Source organism: Neptuniibacter sp. SY11_33, from assembly GCF_047778025.1.
GTDB lineage: Bacteria > Pseudomonadota > Gammaproteobacteria > Pseudomonadales > Balneatricaceae > Neptuniibacter.
The window spans coordinates 1475615-1493135 of the sequence record NZ_CP180543.1 but is presented as its reverse complement, the minus strand read 5'-3'; the positions used below and the strand labels follow the sequence as shown (position 1 = coordinate 1493135).

Genomic DNA, 17521 nt, shown 5'->3' with positions numbered 1-17521 from the left:
AGCTACTCAATCAAGCAAATAGAGAAATATTTCGGCTCTGCCACAGCTGCTCTGCTTTATTTAATAGCTCAGGCATCTCCGCCGATTCGCCTAACAACCTCAAAACTACGGCCATAGTTGAGATAATCGCCTTATGGCCGTATTCATGTTCACCTTCACCTTTCCAAACATCCACTAAGGTTTGCGCAGGAAGCTCCGCCTCTTTCATAAAACGCTTTTCAACGATACGAGGCCAGTCGTATTCAGTTAACTCACCATTATCTGACCACTGCAGCAAACATTCTGTATCTGGTCTAATCTCGGCCTCGCCGCCATCACCACGCATAGTGACGTTGCGCTTCACGCCTAAAAGCTGAGCGGTTTTTTGATGCATAGGCCCATAAGCTGGATGGAAAACGCCATCAATACTTGCCGGTGCATCAGCAGGATTGAGCATACGGCATAAGGTATGAACCGGCGAACGCAGTCCAAGAATTGGACGCAGCTGAATAATCTCCCCTAATGGAGGGCAAAACTGATCTACAGGCATATATGCAAAGTTAACTCGGTCTAAATCAGCCTCCGTCTCAGACCAATTCTGACAGGGTTTTAAGTTAAACAAACTAAGCATGTCTTCTACATAGATACGCCCCGGCGTGTGACCTTTTGAACCATGCATAAAAACGCGATAGCCATGGCTCGCTAGACACAGAGCAACTAGTAAATACCATGTGTGGCGTCTCTTTTTGCCCGCGTAAGTCGACCAATCAAGATCTACTTGTATTTCGCGACCAACCGAATAACGACTACGAACAGCGTCAGCAAAACCCGCAAGCTCCTCTGGCGCCTCCTCCTTTACTCGCAGCAACATCAAAAAGGCTCCGAGCTGTTCAGGCGTAACCTCTCCATCCAGAATCATGGCCATTGCAGCTTCAGCCTCTTCGCGGCTAAGCGATCTAGTACCATTTTTACCCTTGCCCAAAATGCGAACAAAGGGAGCAAACTTGTGTTCTTCGATCATCAGTCGTTTAAACCTTGTCCTTAGTTAAAGGAATTACTAAAGTAGGGACTCTTTTTATCAGGCCCCAAGTTTAATGAAATCTTACCCCAAGCAGCTACATCTTTTTTTTAATGCCCTAACCTATTTTACGCGATTCACCTCTCCATCTTGGGTGCATTACACCAAAGAAACACAAGCAAAATCGACTAAATACTTGCCATGGGTAGGCCTTTTAATTGGATTTTACGCCGCACTGATCTATTGGCTTTCTAGTTTTATCTTCACAGATAGCATAGCTGTAATTCTATCGATGTTATCCAGCATCTGGATGACTGGAGCACTTCATGAAGATGGCTTAGCGGATTGCTGTGACGGCTTTGGCGGAGGCTGGGATAAAGATCAGATCCTTCGCATCATGAAAGACTCTAGGGTTGGCAGCTATGGTGTTATTGGCCTGGTCGTTGTCTTATTACTTAAATTCAATGCTCTACTAGAAGTCCAACATACCATTGCCATTATTGTATTAGGCCATTGTCTCAGTCGTTTATTCCCGCTAATGATCATCTATCGTGAAAAATACGTTAGTGATGAAGAGACCAGCAAATCTAAACTGATGCTAAGTCCCTTGAGTAAGGTAGATCTGCTCATTGCAGCCCTGCCCGCTGCCGCATGCTTTATCTTTTTACCACTCAGCTATATTAGCGTTATAGTCCCAACTCTTATCGCTACTGCCTGCATGATCCAGTTCTTCAAACATTGGATCGACGGTTATAATGGTGATTGCTTAGGCTGCTGTCAGCAAGTAAACGAATTATTGATCTATCTCTGGCTGTGCATACCAATTTTTCTTATCTAACGATTATCAATCGACGCAAGCACTGGATCACTTTACCTGCGAGCCATAGGACGCGCAGGTCGGTTTCTGATAAAATCGCCGCCTTCTAAAGCTGGTACTCATCATGAAACGTAAACAAAGCCTTTTTGCCAAGCCAATTCCTCAGAAAAAGAAGCCTAAAGTAGCTACGCCTTACCCAGATACTCTGAAAATTGAAGGACTAAGCCATGAAGGCCGAGGTATTGCCAAACATGATGGTAAAACAATATTTGTAGCTGGCGCACTTCCAAATGAAGAAGTTGTATACGAGATTACCAGCAAACATCGCCGCTACGATGAAGCCAACTGCACTCAAGTGCTAACTGAATCCTCACACCGCACATCACCAAAGTGCGAGCATTTCGGTACTTGCGGAGGTTGTGATCTACAACATTTAGCGCACGAACACCAAATCCCAACCAAACAAACATTGGTTTTAGATCAGCTCAATCGTTTAGGAAAGTTTGCGCCTGAACAAATTGAAGCACCTATTACTAGCACAGAATGGAATTACCGCCGTAGCTGTCGAATTGGTATCAACCAGATGATGCGCGATGGCAGTGCACTTGTTGGCTTTAGACGCCGTGGCAGCAGCAAGCTGACCCAAATCAATCATTGTCCCGTTCTTGCTGAGCCCCTAGATAAAATTTTGTCGGCGTTACCACAAGTATTAGAAGATGAAGAACAATTTAAAGAGATCACCCACGGCGAATTAACTCTGGGGGACAACCAAGGCGCTTTAACCTTACGCGTTAAAAAACGCCCTAGCGAAACGCTTTGCCAAGCACTAAATGATTTAGCTGAACGACAGAATTTTAAGCTGTATTTTGATCATGGCGATAAAATAGAAGCCTACTCCGACAAAGCGGTTTTAAGCTATACACATGAGCCTAGTGCAACAAACATTGAATTTGAACCGGGCGATTTTATTCAGGTTAATAACCAAGTTAACCAACAAATGATTGATCGTGCGATCTCTTGGCTTAACTTAAAAGCTAACGATCGAGTATTAGATCTATTTTGTGGCATCGGCAACTTCAGTCTCCCGTTAGCTAAAACAGCTGCACATGTTGTTGGCATTGAAGGAGTTGAAGACATGGTTGCCCGCGCCAATACAAATGCGGCCAATAACGATTTGGACAACTGTGAATTTTATCGAGCCGATCTAAGCAAAGATCTACGCGCAATGCCATGGTACAAACAGGGCTTTAATAAGATCCTACTAGATCCTCCAAGAACAGGTGCCTTAGAGATTATTAAACAGCTTAAGAATCACCAGCCTGAAATGATTCTGTATGTATCTTGCAACCCTGCAGCCCTTGCACGAGATGGTGCCGAATTGATTAAGCAAGGCTATGTAGCCAGCCGCTTCTGTGTCATGGATATGTTCCCACACACTTCTCATGTTGAATCCATGGTTTTATTCGAACGGAAAACGGCATGATTGAAATCATATATAGCGATGACGCACTCGTCATCGCTAATAAACCTTACGACATGCTATCTGTACCTGGGCGCGGGGAGGATAAGCAAGATTGTTTATGGCGCAGAGTTCAAGAACAATTCCCCACCGCACGAGTTGTTCACCGCTTAGATTACGCCACATCTGGATTGATGGTGCTAGCCCTCACCCTCGAAGCACAACGGCACCTCAGTCGTAGCTTTCAAGAGAGGCTGACCAACAAACGCTACCAAGCAATTATCTGCGGAGAGCCAAGCGAGACATCGGGTGAAGTAAAGCTACCGCTACGATGCGATTGGGAGAATCGTCCGTTGCAAATCGTAGATTTTGAACAGGGCAAAAGCGCTCACACCGAATGGTCGCAACTATCGAAAGAAGCACTTGGCACAAGGGTCGCACTAAAACCAATCACAGGCCGGTCACATCAACTTAGGGTACATATGCAAGCCATGGGACACCCGATCGTTGGCGACCGCTTCTACGCAACCGAAGAAGGCATAGCTGCTTCTGAGCGCCTACTTCTTCATGCAGAGTACTTAGCCTTTCCACACCCAGATACTAACGAGCAGGTCGAATTTTTCGCACCCTGCCCATTCTAATTATCCCAAGCATTAAACCGGATTGCTATGCTCACCCCTTAGGTACGCCTGAATATTATCTGCTGTTTGTTGAATAATACGGGTACGAGCTTCTAGGGTTCCCCAAGCTATATGCGGCGTCACCAATAAGTTGGGAATAGAAGGATTTAACAGAGGATTTCCATCCTTTGGTGGTTCGACGGTAAGCACATCGGTCGCTGCGCCCGCAATCTCAGCAGACTTTAACGCATCCACAAGATCTTGTTCATTCACAATCCCACCGCGAGCAGCATTAACTAAAAACGCCGTGTTTTTCATCTGCTTAAATGTGGATCGATTAAATAAGTTTTCCGTATCATCTGTTAATGGGCAATGAAGGCTAATCACATCAGATGTCGCAATCAACTCATCCAAACTCACTCTATTCGAATCTTGCACATTACCACTCAAGCTTTGCGCCACCAGCACCTTCATTCCAAAAGCAGAAGCCACATTCGCCACACCCTGCCCCAGATTTCCGTAACCGATAATACCTAGGGTTTTTCCTTCCAGCTCGACAATTGGGTAATCCAGAAAACAAAACTGATCAGAACGCTGCCATTGACCTTTTTGTACATCATTAGCGTAAGAAACCAAATTAGTATGCAAGGCTAAAATCATTGACCATACATGCTGCACAACAGAGCTCACCCCATAGGCAACACAGTTTGACACTGGAATATCTCGCTCAGCGGCAGCGGCTTTATCAATCACATTAGCACCTGTCGCAAGCACACAGATATATTTAAGCTGCTCAGCGGCATCCATTACTTCAGCTGTAATAGCAGTTTTATTGGTAATCAGAATATCTGCACCTTCAACTCGCTCAAGCACTTGATCAGGCTGAGTTAAATCGTAACTGACAAATTCTGAAACAATATTTTCGATAGGAGAAAGATCTATCGCTTCTAACCCTTTCAAATCCAATACTACAGCACGCATCAACCGCTCCCATCAATATAAAACAACCCATAAAAAAAGGGCCTCACGGCCCTTCTAGTAAAGATAATATTGCAAACAATATCACCTTTAAATTTTAGGTAAATTCTCTTTAATTTCCCAAAGAATCTCTTCTGCTACAATTGCAGGTGCAGATAGACCTTCAGACGTTAACACACTTAAAAATACGCCCGAACGCGTACGGATAAGTTTCAGCTGGTATTGACCTGTATGCTCAAACTTACCTGTAGTTTCATTGTAGATACCTGACTCTTCGCCACCGAAGATATAGATCGGCTTACCTGCAAACCAGATTTTATAGCCTTTCTTATTACCTTCATCTTCAGGATCAACTAGAGCGTCTTTCGCCTCACCCTCCTTCACGCCTTGAAGGTAAGCAGCGGTTTTACCCGTTGTATAACTGATGCCACCCTCTTCTTCGCCCTCCAGACCCAGTGCAGCAGAAATCGAGCTTGTATCTAGCTTAATTTCACCACGATCGGAGTGAAGCCATTCGAAAAACCCTTGCTCTTCAATATTTTCAAACGGTGTAGAGGTCGTGTAGGTCATATAGAAATAACCCGTATCTGCATCACGAGTACCCACATCCATATCCGCTTTATCCAAAGCTTCGCTAATCTCATTCCAAGCGGTAGCAGAATCCGTGTTCATCTTCAGAACTGAGTTACCGCGGGAATCACGACCTAGCTGCGTACCAACACGACGCTTTTCGTTGAATGCGATTAGCGTTTGAGCATTACGCTGACCCGAGGCTTTACCTAAGTAACGCAGCATCTCAAACATCATATCGGATTTATAAGTTACGCCCTGAGCTTGAGTAGCCCAATCGATGTTTGTCACTTCTTCATCAGCGGCAAAACGAACATGCTCCATGCCGATAGCAGTTCGAGAAGGATCACCTTCAACAGGTCTTAAGTTGACACGTAATTTATCTTTAGTATCTCCAGGAATATCTTGGAACGTCAGGCGTTTAACCCAAGTATCCACCAAACCGAACTCTTTGGCATCATGATGGATCCACTGGGTTTCCATACGACCCTGACGAGGATCGGACTTAGCGATATCAATACCATTAAACTGCCAGAACTCTTGCAGCTTAACCCAAACGCTAGTGATCCCCTCATCAACAATAATGAGTTTTTCACCATTTTCACGCTTCAAGTTAACAGATTCACTACCCGCTTCAGCGTAAAAGAACTCAGGACGAGGAACATCGAAGCCCCCCGTACGCGTCGTAGCAACATTACTAATTTCAGGAATAGCCAATGTATCTGCTGTCTGTTTCGCTTTAAGATGCTCTGGCACCTCTAAACGCTGACTTGTTTGTGCCAATTCATAATCCTGACTACGGTCACGCACAATGCCGCTGTCACCGTAGATCGGGTTATCATCCAACATACTGCAGCCAGAAAGCAGCGCTCCAGTAACCACTAATACAGATACAATTTTCTTCATGAATATAGTCGCTTAGATAATGTTAGTGCTACGCATCGCTTCACGAACAGTGTCGTGACACTCATCTGCCAATACAGTAAGCGGCAAACGAATACCTAGGCCCATGTAGCCCATTTCAGCTAGCGCCCATTTAACTGGGATTGGGTTAGCTTCAACAAACAGTTTTTCGTGAAGCGGCATTAGGCTGTTATTTAGTGAACGCGCTTCTTCTGCTTTACCAGACATCGCCAAAGTACACATTTCAGCCATCTCAGCTGGTGCAACGTTTGCAGTCACAGAGATGTTACCTTTACCACCCTCGAGCATTAGCTCTACTGCCGTAGCATCATCACCAGAGTAAACCGCAAAATCAGCCGGAGCTTTAGAAATTAGATCAACCCCACGAGGCACGTCACCCGTGGCCTCTTTAACACCCACAATATTGCTGATCTCGGCTAGGCGAAGCACAGTTTCAGTCTGCATATCGCAAGCAGTACGACCTGGTACGTTGTAAAGGATCTGCGGGATATCTACCGCTTCTGCAATTGCTTTGTAATGCTGGTACAAACCTTCTTGAGTCGGCTTGTTGTAGTAAGGAGTCACAAGCAAGCACGCATCTGCACCCGCGTTTTTAGCTTCAGCAGTTAGTTCGATTGCTTCGGAAGTTGAGTTTGCACCTGTGCCTGCAATCACTGGGATACGGCCTGCAACACGTTCAACTACACGTTTAATCACTTGGCAATGCTCATCGCAGTTTAGTGTAGCGGACTCACCAGTAGTGCCCACAGCGACGATGGAATCAGTGCCCTTATCCAGATGCCAATCTACCAGTTTGTCTAGGGAATCCCAATCGACGTCTCCGTTAGAAAGCATAGGGGTAACAAGAGCAACAATGCTGCCAGTAATCATTTTTTTCTCCATGAGATTTATATCAGGTTTTGCAAAGGACAAAACTACTCTGCCCTACTGCGTATTACAACCTTAAAACTTGACTAATCGACCCTAGGCGGCTGAAAAGATTCAATTTTTCCTTGGGCCAATCCAAATAGAGGGCTAAGAAGGAATATTTCTACTTTCACTCATAAAATATTGCCAATTACTCGTGTAATAGATCACTTATAATCTAAACCATATCTGGTATCGTATTAAGAGACGTATTCTATACGATTTTATACTTTGTTGAGTAGCCATCATCACTAAGGATTTACTATGAGCAACGTTGCTATTGATCAAAAAGTCCCATCTTTTACCGCTCAAGCCACTAGCGAGCAGACTGTTGAACTGGATGCACTAAAGGGCAAAAACATTGTTATCTATTTTTACCCTAAAGACAGCACCCCTGGCTGCACAACAGAAGGTCAGAACTTCCGCGACACTATCGATCAGTTTGAAGCAGCAAACACTGTGATTTTTGGCGTTTCACGTGACGGCATGCGTGCTCATGAAAACTTCAAAGCAAAACAGGAGTTTCCATTCGAGTTAATCAGCGACCCAGATGAAGAGCTGTGCAAACTGTTTGACGTTATCAAACTGAAGAAGAATTACGGCCGTGAGTACATGGGTATCGACCGATCTACGTTCTTGATTGATGCCGAAGGTGTTTTACGACAAGAATGGCGCACTGTAAAAGTTAAAGGTCATGTCGACGAAGTACTCGCTGCGGCTCAAGCACTATAAATTAAAATAAAAGACACAAAAAAGCGGTGTTTAAACACCGCTTTCTTCTAACTCTACAGGATGCTGTTTCGCCTTAGGCCACGAACTCAAAATAGCCTTGATCAAGGTTGCTAGCGGAATCGCAAAGAACAATCCCCAGAATCCCCAAAGCCCACCAAAGACCAACACTGCTACGATAATCGCAACCGGATGAAGATTTACCGCTTCAGAGAACAACAATGGAACCAGTGCGTTACCATCCAACGCCTGAATAATGCCGTATGCCACCATCAGGGTCATAAACTCACTACTCCAGCCCCACTGGAAGAAAGCAATCAATGCAACTGGGATCGTTACTAAGGCAGCACCAATATATGGGATCAGTACAGACAAACCGACCAAAATACCCAATAGAGCTGCATAGTTAATACCCAAGAAGATAAAGGTAATGTAGGTCACCGTACCTACTACGATGATTTCAATCGCCTTGCCACGGATATAGTTGGCGATCTGATCATCCATCTCAGTCCAAACGCTGGTCATCATATCGCGCTTTTCAGGTAAAAATGATACCCACCATTTAGTCATAACCGCCCCATCCTTGAGGAAGAAGAAAACTAAAATAGGCACTAATACCAGATAAATCAGTAACGCCATCACCCCAGTAATCGAGTTTAAAGAGAACGTCACTACCAACTGCCCCATCTGCGATAGCTCAGCAGCAGCAAGGTCGATCAGCTCTAAAATGCGGGCCTCAGAGATAAACTCTGGGTATTTTTGCGGCAACAGAAGCAATACCGTTTGTATTTCCGATAAAATACCGGGAAGCTCATTAAACAGATTTACTGCCTGCCGCCATGCCAGCGGCATAACGATCAAGAACAGGGCGGCCAAACCACCAACAAAAGCTAAAAAAACCAGTATGACCGAAAGTAGATGTGGAACATTTAACTGCTTTAAGCGGTTAACCCCACCCTGCATCAAAAACGCTAGGATAATACCCGCAAAAACCGGTGCCAAAGCCTGACCTAAGGTCAGGATAACCAGCAATGCTGCACCTAACAAAACAAAGAGAAGCAACGCCTCTTCGTCAGAAAAGTAGCGCTCTATCCATTTACTAAATATCTTGCGCATAAGAAACTCTGCTTAGCCTCGACGGATCAGATAAACATAAGGTTCCTGATCAGTGAACGATTCCAACAATTCATGGTCAGATTGATCGGTATAGGCTTTAAAATCTCTGATAGAACCACTATCAGTAGCGATAACTTTTAACACCTTTCCCGCTTCCAATTTATTCAGCGCTTGTTTAGCTTTCAGGAGCGGCAAAGGACAATTTAATCCAGACGCGTCTAATGTCTCGTCGAACGAATGTGTAGTCATTAACTTTTCTTAACGTAATTTTTGTTGTCGTTATCAATTAAGTTCAGCACTATATACCATTCTTGTTTGTATTAGCACGGGATTTTCGGATAACAGCATGCACAATGGACTTATTGCTTTCCTCTTAACAATTTTGTTAAGTGCCTCACCTTCAAGCTTGAAAGCAGACACTCAACTACCTGATATCGGTGGTAGCGGTTACAGCATTATTACGCCGCAGCAGGAATACCTTTTGGGGCGCGCTTGGGTACGTATGCTTCGCGGTAGTTCACGCTTATATAAAGACGCCGTTGTCAGCCAATACGTCGAAGAACTCACTTGGAATTTAGTCACCTACAGCCAACTCACGGACCGACGCCTAGAAATTGTGGTGCTGGACAACCCTACCGTTAACGCCTTTGCAGCACCCGGCGGCATTATCGGCGTTCATACAGGCTTACTTCTTACAGCACAAAATGAAGCGCAGCTAGCCTCAGTTCTCGCACACGAGTTAGCTCATTTAAGCCAACGCCACTTTGCCTCACAACTAGAAGAGCAACGCCGCAATAAGCCATTTTTCATAGCCAGCTTATTAGGTAGCATTTTATTAGCTGCAGCAGATCCCGAAGCAGGCGTTGTCGGCATGCAATCATCTATGGCGGCCTCAGCCTCTTCCCGCCTTTCGTTTAGCCGCCAGAATGAACGTGAAGCCGATTACATAGGCATGCAAACCCTTACACAAGCAGGCTACGATCCAAAATCTATGGCCGATATGTTCAGTCAGCTACAGCAACAAGCGCGCTTTAGCCGTATACCGCCTGAATTTTTGCTAACTCACCCAGTGACCCAATCACGTGTATCTGACGCACTAAACCGTGCTGAAACAATCAATGTGATTAATGCCAAAGAAAACAGTATCCATTTTAATATCGCCAGCGCACGTATTCGTACCGGATACACTAAAGATCAAAAACAACTGTTAGAAAAATACCTAAACACGCAAAAACAGCAGGACAACGACAGCTTAAGATACGCTATTGCCCATACTGCGATAGCGGTTAAAGACTTTGAGCTTGCACAAAAGAACATCAACCGCTTTAGCAAAAGCTTTAAAAGCCGCTTAAGCGCTCGTTTAATCAAAGCAGAACTGGAACTTGGAAAAGAGAACTACCCAGAAGCGGCGAAACAGCTACAACATCTAAGAAACCTTTTCCCTGGCAGCCAAGCTGTATCTTTTATTTACGCCGATACACAAATCAAACTAAACCAGCCGCACCTTGCGGTACAAGCTTATGAAGACCTAGTAGAGAAAGATCCAAATGACAGCCGTGCATGGTACCTGCTAGCAGAAGCCTACGGGTTAGCCGGCGATATTGTTGGCGTACACGAAGCCCGTGTTGAATACTTCCTGCTAACTGCTAATGTGGATAGAGCCTTAAGGCAGATCGATTATGCGCTAAGAGAACCGACAATTAGCAGCACCGAACGCGCGCGATTAGAGCAAAGACAGGAAGACGCCAAAGAGATTAGGGAATCGTTGAAGTTGGATTATTGATCTTACCTAAATTATTCAGTGCAACAATGGAAAGCCCTCGTATATAGATACGATAAGCCATAACGCTGAATTAGGCCTAGATACCTGTCTTTATTTTCCGAATACCATAATAGAACTCGACATCCGGAATATTATTTTTATCCCAAAGACCTACAATAACCTCAGATTTCAATATATCTACGAGAGCATCACTAACAACGATCGATCGACAATAACCTTTACAAGAAAAAATTGGATAATTACTTAGACATGAAGCAACATCAGGGTCTTCATTAAGTTCTTGTAAGATATCAACATATCCACCACTTGGTATAAACGGAGTATTTTCAAAGCCTTCTATGTAATCTTCTGAAAAATCGATAACCCTACCGACAATCATATAATAGTAACCACCAGTAGATTGACCATTGATATTCACATCTACGGGCCAAAAGTAATGTACACCAGGATCAAAATCTTCGACTATTTTTTTGAACTTATCATTTACAAGATGCACACCTGCGGGAGATGTATAAAACCCTATAGCCCCAACATGCTCCACATTCATTTTAGGGGGATAATTTGTAAAAAATGGGCGTTCGAAAGAAACATTTAAAACACAGAAGTCTCTATCTACCAAAGAAACTTGTTTTTTATCCACCACCCTAACATCGCGTTTATAACGAAACTTTGGCCCTTTTGACTTAATAACGATGTCGTACGGATAAATAACTTGGCAACAACTTGCCTCTGGTTCTGTCACCTTCAAATAGTACATTTTCTCAAAGCTCCAACATCACAAATTCATCACTTTCCGATAGATAAATATCTTGCCCGGTCGGCAGCGTCATTCGATCTCCAGCATTAAAAAATCGACCGCTATCAAAAACATACTTCACGATATAATTGACTAACGGTTTTACTTGAGACCAGCTATCCGAGCTGACCTTAATGTGGAAGTCCTTCTCTCCTAAATTCGAAAAGCCATGAAGAAGATAATCAGTTTTGCTTTTTCGCTTGCCTGAAATCCAATAAGATATCGGAAGGTATGTAGAAGGCTTACTAGTCCCTTCATATAGTTTGTTTGATTTTCCTATTAGAGCATTAAGCTTTTCGAGGTCCGCAAACTTTCGCGTATTACTCCAATACACATGGGTTGCAACAAAACTTAATGAAATCAACAGAACAAAGCGCTCGAGTGCTAGCTGGAGATCAATCCCCTCTCTTATATCAGCAGCTTTCCCAAGCGGACTTAGAATAATATGCGCCTTATGCTCAAACTGCCCGGAAATTTCTTCCAATGGAGCTGGTTTATCTACATAAATAAGAGTAAACGTCTTACCCATCACCTCAACTATCGATGAATCTTGATTAAAATGAACCTTATAGCTTTCTGGGTTCATATACTCAGAAAGGCTTGCCTCCAAGCCCTCTTTTGTAATCGTCACTTCTTCTGGTAGGAAAACCATGTTGTACATTTAACAATCCCTTTAAAAAAACAACTTATGACTAGCACTTAAGCTTATCCAAATAGCTACAACAAGAATTGAACTGTCAGTAACCGCTATACAGCAGAGACGAAGGGATAGATTTAAAATAACGAGAAAGAGAAGCCGATCTATCCATAATGGCCTAAAAACCCAATCCTTTAGCTTGTAGGCATACCACTGTATTCAAAACCCTTTATCAGGGCAATAAAAAACCCGCTTGCGCGGGTTTCAAATTTACTTATTCAGCTCTGCCGAGAAATCGAGCATTCGCTGCAAAGGCTTACGAGCATCGACGATTAAGGATTCATCGACGTGGATCTCATCTTGCCCTGTTTCTAGTGCGTGAAGCACGCTCTCTAGACCGTTCATCGCCATCCAAGGGCAGTGGGCACAGCTACGGCAAGTTGCACCAGAACCACCGGTAGGCGCTTCGATAAACTGCTTACCTGGCGCTGCTTGCTGCATCTTGTAGAAGATCGCTTTATCCGTCGCAACGATAAACTGCTCATTTGGCAGATCACGTGCAGCATTGATAATTTGCGTAGTAGAACCGACCGCATCCGCAATCTCTACGACCGAATCTGGAGATTCTGGGTGCACAAGAACCGCTGCATCAGGGTAAACCTTTTTAAGGTCAAGAATACCCTGTGCTTTAAACTCTTCGTGTACGATACAAGCACCGTCCCACATCAGCATTTCAATGCCTGTTTGACGTTGCACGTATGTACCTAAGTGCTTATCTGGTGCCCAGATAATCTTTTTACCTTGATCAGCCAAGTGCTCAACCACTTGTAGCGCAATGCTAGATGTTACTACCCAATCGGCACGCGCTTTTACAGCGGCTGAAGTATTGGCATAAACAACCACTTCGTGGTCTGGATGAGCATCACAGAACGCGGAGAACTCTTCGATTGGGCAACCAATATCAAGAGAACAAGTCGCTTCGATTGTTGGCATAATTACGCGCTTTTCAGGCGTAAGGATCTTAGCCGTTTCACCCATAAACTTAACACCAGCAACAACCAACGTGCTAGCAGAATGAGCATTACCAAAACGCGCCATCTCTAAAGAGTCAGATACACAGCCACCCGTTTCATCAGCTAGCTGCTGTAGAACGGCTGAGGTGTAATAATGCGCTACCAGACAAGCATCTTTCTCTTTAAGCAGTTTTTTGATCTTCTGCTTATACTCTTCAACCTGCTCCATAGTCATATCTAGAGGCAAGTGTTCTTTAGCGAAGTGCTCCTGCACGAGGATGCGATCTGAAATATCCTGTTGGCTCAACATGTGACGTAATACTCATAAGTTGTACTGATCGACTACCTGCTCACCTAGGTAGCTTTATTACCTGAGGATCACCCAGATAAAAATTAGGGGACGTAGTATAGCATAGAGATACGAGCGGCTAGAAGTTACTTAAATCAGTGGCTAGGTGTTAGATGAAGTGTGTTGCGAGGATTTTCTTTTTCTCTAGCAGCGCAGCTGCGTCCTCTAGGCGAAGCCGTCCTCTAGCCACGAAGTGGCGCCCTAAGCGGCGAAGCCGTGCTGATCTTAAGACATAAAAAAACCAGCACATAGGCTGGAATTTTTAAGTGGTGGGTCGTATAGGATTCGAACCTATGACCAATTGGTTAAAAGCCAACTGCTCTACCGACTGAGCTAACGACCCACACAGAGGACGCGTATTTTACGTATCCTTAATGCAAAAGCAAGGCTTTTTTATTGATATCGGGTTGGATCTTCCAAGCCAGCATCAACAAAGCCTTTTGCGCGTAAACGGCAGCTATCGCAAGCACCGCATGCCTGACCTTCATCGTCTGCTTGGTAGCATGAAACCGTCAAACCGTAATCAACACCCAGACGAGTACCCTCTTGGATGATCTCTTCTTTGGTTAGGTCAATTAGCGGTGTTTCGATCTTGATTGGATCGCCGCTAACACCACGCTTAGTCGCAAGATTAGCCATGGTTTCGAAGGCAGCAATATACTCTGGACGGCAATCAGGGTAACCGGAGTAATCGACTGCGTTTACACCAATAAAAATCGCATCGGCTTCTAGCACTTCAGCCCAACCTAACGCCAAGGACATGAAAACTGTATTTCGTGCCGGAACGTAGGTCACCGGAATCTCGTCGGTTTCCTCTTCGGGCACGTCGATGCTGTGATCTGTTAGCGCTGAACCACCAAAGTCTTCTAAGTGAAGTCGAATGACACGGTGTTCAGCCGTATTCAGTTGCTTGGCAATTTTCTTAGCCGCATTTAACTCAGTTAATGAACGTTGACCGTAATCAAAGCTCAATACATAACAGCTGTAGCCGCGTTCAGCAGCCATTGCCAGCGCTGTTGCCGAATCCAGACCACCAGACAGCAACACCACTGCTTTTTTTGAAGCAGAAGAATTCATGTGTATTCCAACGATTGATTAGAGCTGACGCTTAAACTCTTTAGCTAAGCGAACCGCATCAGAATCAGGGTATTTATTGATAACCAGATCAAGGTATTCTGTCGCTTTAGCCGTGTCACCTAACTGATTGTAGATGATACCTAGCTTATACGCTGCATCAGGTGCTTTAGGGTTATCCGCAAACTGGGTTAACACCTGCATAAATGATTCACGTGCTTGCTCAGGCTTTTGCTCCGCCAAGCGAATCTCACCCAACCAATAATAAGCATTAGGCAAACGTACACTTTGTGGGTAATCCTTCACAAAAGCAGAAAATGCTTCAGCCGCTTTTGGGAAGTTTCTCACCTTAACCAGACCAAAGGCTTCACGATAAGCCTGTGCATCACCCGCTGATGGCGCTAGAGGCGCTACATCTGCTGGCACTTGTGGCCTAGATACCGATGAATTTCCCTCTAACACAGGCGCGTTATCAGCACCTAACTGACCAGTCGTAGCTGGCGGTGTTAAAGCTGGATCCCTTAAAGCGGTGATACGACCATCTAGATCGCGATAGCGTTCTAGCTGTTGGCGTTCCATCTGCTTTAGACGGTAATCTTGCTGCTCTACTTGACCACGTAGAGAACGCACTTCGTCCTGCAACTGCTGGACAATAAGTATCAGTTCACTGTTTTTAGAAGCCGAGTGAGCATTGTAGGAAGGCTGTTGAACATTGGCAGGCGAAGCGCCAACACCCAACTCAATAACGGGTACTTCTTCTGCTACAACATTAGCGCTGATAGCCAGCGCTAATGCAGTAGAAAGAACGGTAGAGTTCGAAGTCATAAATTAACGCGTTACGTACTTCAGTTCCACACGACGGTTCTGGCTCCAGCTAGATTCGCTGTGACCCAAAATCGCTGGTTTTTCTTCACCAAAGCTAACAGTTTCGATCTGAGAAGCAGATGCACCGTTAACCTGCATAAAACGAGAAACCGCTTTAGCACGACGCTCGCCTAGTGCGATGTTGTACTCACGCGTACCACGCTCATCAGCATGACCTTCCAGTACTACCTGAGCAGATGGATTAGCTGCTAGGTATGCTGCGTGCTTTTCTAGATCAGCAAAACCGCCTGCTTTCACTACTGATTTATCGAAATCAAAGTAGAAAACAGTCTGTAGGTTCTCAACACCTGACATAGAAGAGCCAGAAACAGAACCCTGATTAACACCTTGTGTAGTGCCATTATCAGTACCTGCAGTTGCGCCACCTTCAGTAGATGAACCACCTGTAGAACAACCTGCTACCCATGCTACGGATAGCGCTAGTGCAGCTGCTTTAGTTACGTTGGAAGCTCGCATTGATCACTCCTGTATATTTGCTGGTCTTCCCAGCAAGCAAAATATTATTGAATGCCGCCATGTCCAATTCTGAACATAAGTTAATGTCTATAAACTTTTATTGCAAGTAGGGGCTCCATGCCGGTTCCCTAACATCACCACTACTTGACGGTAAAATGAAGCGCACACCACCATCTAAGGTAACGCCGCCCAAGACCCCTCTTACACCTTTTTGCGTTGCATATAGAATGATACTGCCATTTGGTGCAATGGTTGGGGACTCATCTAAAAATGTATCGGTCAGGATATCTAAACGACCTGTTTTAAGATCCTGAACCGCAATTCTGAATACGTTATCTACACCACGATGAACCATCGCCAAGAAACGGCCATCCTGTGTCAAACGACCACGGGAGTTGTAGTTACCTTCATAAGTTACACGCTCTAACTGGCGTGTCGGCAGATGGATTCGATAGATCTGTGGCTGGCCACCGCGGTCAGAGGTAAAGATAAGTGACTGACCATCAGGCGACCAAGAAGGTTCCGTATCAATGCCATAATGGTGAGTAATTCGCGCTAGGCTGCGGGAACGCAGGTCTAAAACATAAACCTCTGGGTTACCATCTTTGGATAACACTATCGCAAGTTTATTACCGTCGGGTGACCATGAAGGCGCACCATTCAGGCCTCTAAAAGACTGAACCTTCTCGCGCTTACCAGTTGCCAGATATTGAATGTAGATTGCCGGCTTACCGGATTCAAAAGACACATACGCCAATTTAGACGCATCACGAGACCAAGCTGGTGACATTAGCGGCTCACTCTGCTCACGAATCGTAATTGGGCGAGCACCATCGGAATCAGCCATCTTCAAACGGTAACGGCCTTTACCACCACCAAACTGCTGAGCTGTTACGTAAACGATACGAGTTGAAAATGCACCACGAACACCGGTTAGCTTCTCATACACCATATCCGAGATATAGTGAGCAATATCACGCATATTCGCTTGGCTACCGGACACACGTTCAGCCAGTAACTGCTGTTCTTTCAGTACATCGTAAAGTTCAAACTCTACTTTTAGCTCTTTACCTTCAGAAGGGAGCTGACGACCGATCAGTAGAAACTCAGTTTTACTAACACGCCAATCTCGGTAAAAAACTTGATCGCGCTTGTTTGGAAAACTCAGCATATTGCGGCGATCCATCATCGAGAATAGACCGGTACGACCTAAGTCATCAGAAACGATTTTCGCGATATCTTCCGGTAAAGCAAAGCTACCATCCCAAGAAAACGGTACAACCGCCACTGGGGTAGGCTCATCAATGCCCTGAGTAATCTCAATTGCTAAATCACCTTCGGCGATTCCGGAAACCGAAAACAACAGCGCACATGTAGCTATAACTCGCTGTAAAAATCTGTTCATTTAGTTC

Annotated in this window: 18 protein-coding genes and 1 tRNA gene; 5 read left to right on the top strand and 14 right to left on the bottom strand. The window is 44.7% G+C overall.

Going from position 1 to position 17521, the window contains the following annotated elements; all coding sequences use genetic code 11:
• Nucleotides 1-10 precede the first annotated feature (10 nt).
• Entirely contained in the window at nucleotides 11-1000 is a 990-nt protein-coding gene (locus ACMXYV_RS07005) for a glycosyl transferase family protein (RefSeq protein WP_415891040.1), read from the bottom strand.
• A gap of 73 nt (nucleotides 1001-1073) precedes the next feature.
• Between ACMXYV_RS07005 and ACMXYV_RS07000 the strand changes: the two genes are divergently transcribed.
• From ACMXYV_RS07000 to ACMXYV_RS06990, 3 genes are all read left to right on the top strand, one after another.
• Complete coding sequence (locus ACMXYV_RS07000) at nucleotides 1074-1835, top strand: adenosylcobinamide-GDP ribazoletransferase (protein ID WP_415891038.1); 762 nt, start codon at nucleotides 1074-1076, stop codon at nucleotides 1833-1835.
• 103 nt (nucleotides 1836-1938) lie between these two features.
• On the top strand, nucleotides 1939-3297 hold the full coding sequence (rlmD, locus tag ACMXYV_RS06995) for a 23S rRNA (uracil(1939)-C(5))-methyltransferase RlmD (protein ID WP_415891037.1): 1359 nt from the start codon (nucleotides 1939-1941) through the stop codon (nucleotides 3295-3297).
• The gene (locus tag ACMXYV_RS06990) at nucleotides 3294-3914 is read left to right on the top strand and encodes a pseudouridine synthase (RefSeq protein ID WP_415891035.1); all 621 of its coding nucleotides are present in this window, start codon (nucleotides 3294-3296) and stop codon (nucleotides 3912-3914) included. The genes rlmD and ACMXYV_RS06990 overlap by 4 nt, the downstream gene beginning before the upstream one ends.
• Nucleotides 3915-3926: 12 nt before the next feature.
• On the opposite strand, the gene ACMXYV_RS06985 is transcribed toward ACMXYV_RS06990, so the two are convergent.
• From ACMXYV_RS06985 to dapA, 3 genes are all read right to left on the bottom strand, one after another.
• Entirely contained in the window at nucleotides 3927-4874 is a 948-nt protein-coding gene (locus ACMXYV_RS06985; RefSeq protein WP_415891034.1) for a D-2-hydroxyacid dehydrogenase, read from the bottom strand.
• An 87-nt stretch (nucleotides 4875-4961) separates the two neighbouring features.
• Nucleotides 4962-6347, bottom strand: a complete 1386-nt coding sequence (bamC, locus tag ACMXYV_RS06980) for an outer membrane protein assembly factor BamC (RefSeq protein ID WP_415891033.1) — start codon at nucleotides 6345-6347, stop codon at nucleotides 4962-4964.
• A 12-nt stretch (nucleotides 6348-6359) separates the two neighbouring features.
• Nucleotides 6360-7235: a 4-hydroxy-tetrahydrodipicolinate synthase gene (gene dapA / locus ACMXYV_RS06975; protein ID WP_415891031.1), complete on the bottom strand. Its 876-nt coding sequence runs from the start codon at nucleotides 7233-7235 to the stop codon at nucleotides 6360-6362.
• A 300-nt stretch (nucleotides 7236-7535) separates the two neighbouring features.
• Here dapA and ACMXYV_RS06970 point away from each other — a divergent pair, with 300 nt between their 5' ends.
• Nucleotides 7536-8003, top strand: coding sequence for a peroxiredoxin (locus tag ACMXYV_RS06970; protein ID WP_415891030.1), 468 nt, complete (start codon nucleotides 7536-7538; stop codon nucleotides 8001-8003).
• Nucleotides 8004-8033: 30 nt separating this feature from the next.
• Here the strand turns inward: ACMXYV_RS06970 and ACMXYV_RS06965 are convergent, their stop codons facing one another.
• Together ACMXYV_RS06965 and ACMXYV_RS06960 are read right to left on the bottom strand one after the other, a co-directional pair.
• Nucleotides 8034-9116 carry an AI-2E family transporter gene (locus ACMXYV_RS06965; RefSeq protein WP_415891029.1) on the bottom strand — a complete coding sequence of 361 codons (1083 nt, stop codon included), beginning with the start codon at nucleotides 9114-9116 and terminating at the stop codon, nucleotides 8034-8036.
• 12 nt (nucleotides 9117-9128) lie between these two features.
• Nucleotides 9129-9365: a sulfurtransferase TusA family protein gene (locus ACMXYV_RS06960; protein WP_415884275.1), complete on the bottom strand. Its 237-nt coding sequence runs from the start codon at nucleotides 9363-9365 to the stop codon at nucleotides 9129-9131.
• Between the two features lie 97 nt (nucleotides 9366-9462).
• Between ACMXYV_RS06960 and ACMXYV_RS06955 the strand changes: the two genes are divergently transcribed.
• Nucleotides 9463-10899 (top strand): M48 family metalloprotease, encoded by a 1437-nt coding sequence (locus ACMXYV_RS06955; RefSeq protein WP_415891028.1) that lies wholly within the window; start codon nucleotides 9463-9465, stop codon nucleotides 10897-10899.
• 76 nt (nucleotides 10900-10975) lie between these two features.
• Here ACMXYV_RS06955 and ACMXYV_RS06950 read toward each other — a convergent pair whose 3' ends face one another.
• The 8 genes from ACMXYV_RS06950 to tolB all read right to left on the bottom strand — a co-directional run bounded on the left by ACMXYV_RS06950 (nucleotide 10976) and on the right by tolB (nucleotide 17514).
• Nucleotides 10976-11656: a hypothetical protein gene (locus ACMXYV_RS06950; protein WP_415891027.1), complete on the bottom strand. Its 681-nt coding sequence runs from the start codon at nucleotides 11654-11656 to the stop codon at nucleotides 10976-10978.
• A 4-nt stretch (nucleotides 11657-11660) separates the two neighbouring features.
• Nucleotides 11661-12356, bottom strand: coding sequence for a hypothetical protein (locus tag ACMXYV_RS06945; protein WP_415891025.1), 696 nt, complete (start codon nucleotides 12354-12356; stop codon nucleotides 11661-11663).
• Between the two features lie 246 nt (nucleotides 12357-12602).
• Nucleotides 12603-13655 carry a quinolinate synthase NadA gene (nadA, locus tag ACMXYV_RS06940; protein ID WP_415885027.1) on the bottom strand — a complete coding sequence of 351 codons (1053 nt, stop codon included), beginning with the start codon at nucleotides 13653-13655 and terminating at the stop codon, nucleotides 12603-12605.
• A 306-nt stretch (nucleotides 13656-13961) separates the two neighbouring features.
• Nucleotides 13962-14037 (bottom strand) — tRNA-Lys (locus ACMXYV_RS06935).
• Nucleotides 14038-14087: 50 nt separating this feature from the next.
• Nucleotides 14088-14771: a 7-cyano-7-deazaguanine synthase QueC gene (gene queC / locus ACMXYV_RS06930; RefSeq protein WP_415891024.1), complete on the bottom strand. Its 684-nt coding sequence runs from the start codon at nucleotides 14769-14771 to the stop codon at nucleotides 14088-14090.
• An 18-nt stretch (nucleotides 14772-14789) separates the two neighbouring features.
• Nucleotides 14790-15593 carry a tol-pal system protein YbgF gene (ybgF, locus tag ACMXYV_RS06925; RefSeq protein ID WP_415891022.1) on the bottom strand — a complete coding sequence of 268 codons (804 nt, stop codon included), beginning with the start codon at nucleotides 15591-15593 and terminating at the stop codon, nucleotides 14790-14792.
• 3 nt (nucleotides 15594-15596) lie between these two features.
• Nucleotides 15597-16109, bottom strand: coding sequence for a peptidoglycan-associated lipoprotein Pal (gene pal / locus ACMXYV_RS06920; protein ID WP_415891021.1), 513 nt, complete (start codon nucleotides 16107-16109; stop codon nucleotides 15597-15599).
• A 97-nt stretch (nucleotides 16110-16206) separates the two neighbouring features.
• Entirely contained in the window at nucleotides 16207-17514 is a 1308-nt protein-coding gene (gene tolB, locus ACMXYV_RS06915) for a Tol-Pal system beta propeller repeat protein TolB (RefSeq protein ID WP_415891019.1), read from the bottom strand.
• Nucleotides 17515-17521: the final 7 nt, after the last annotated feature.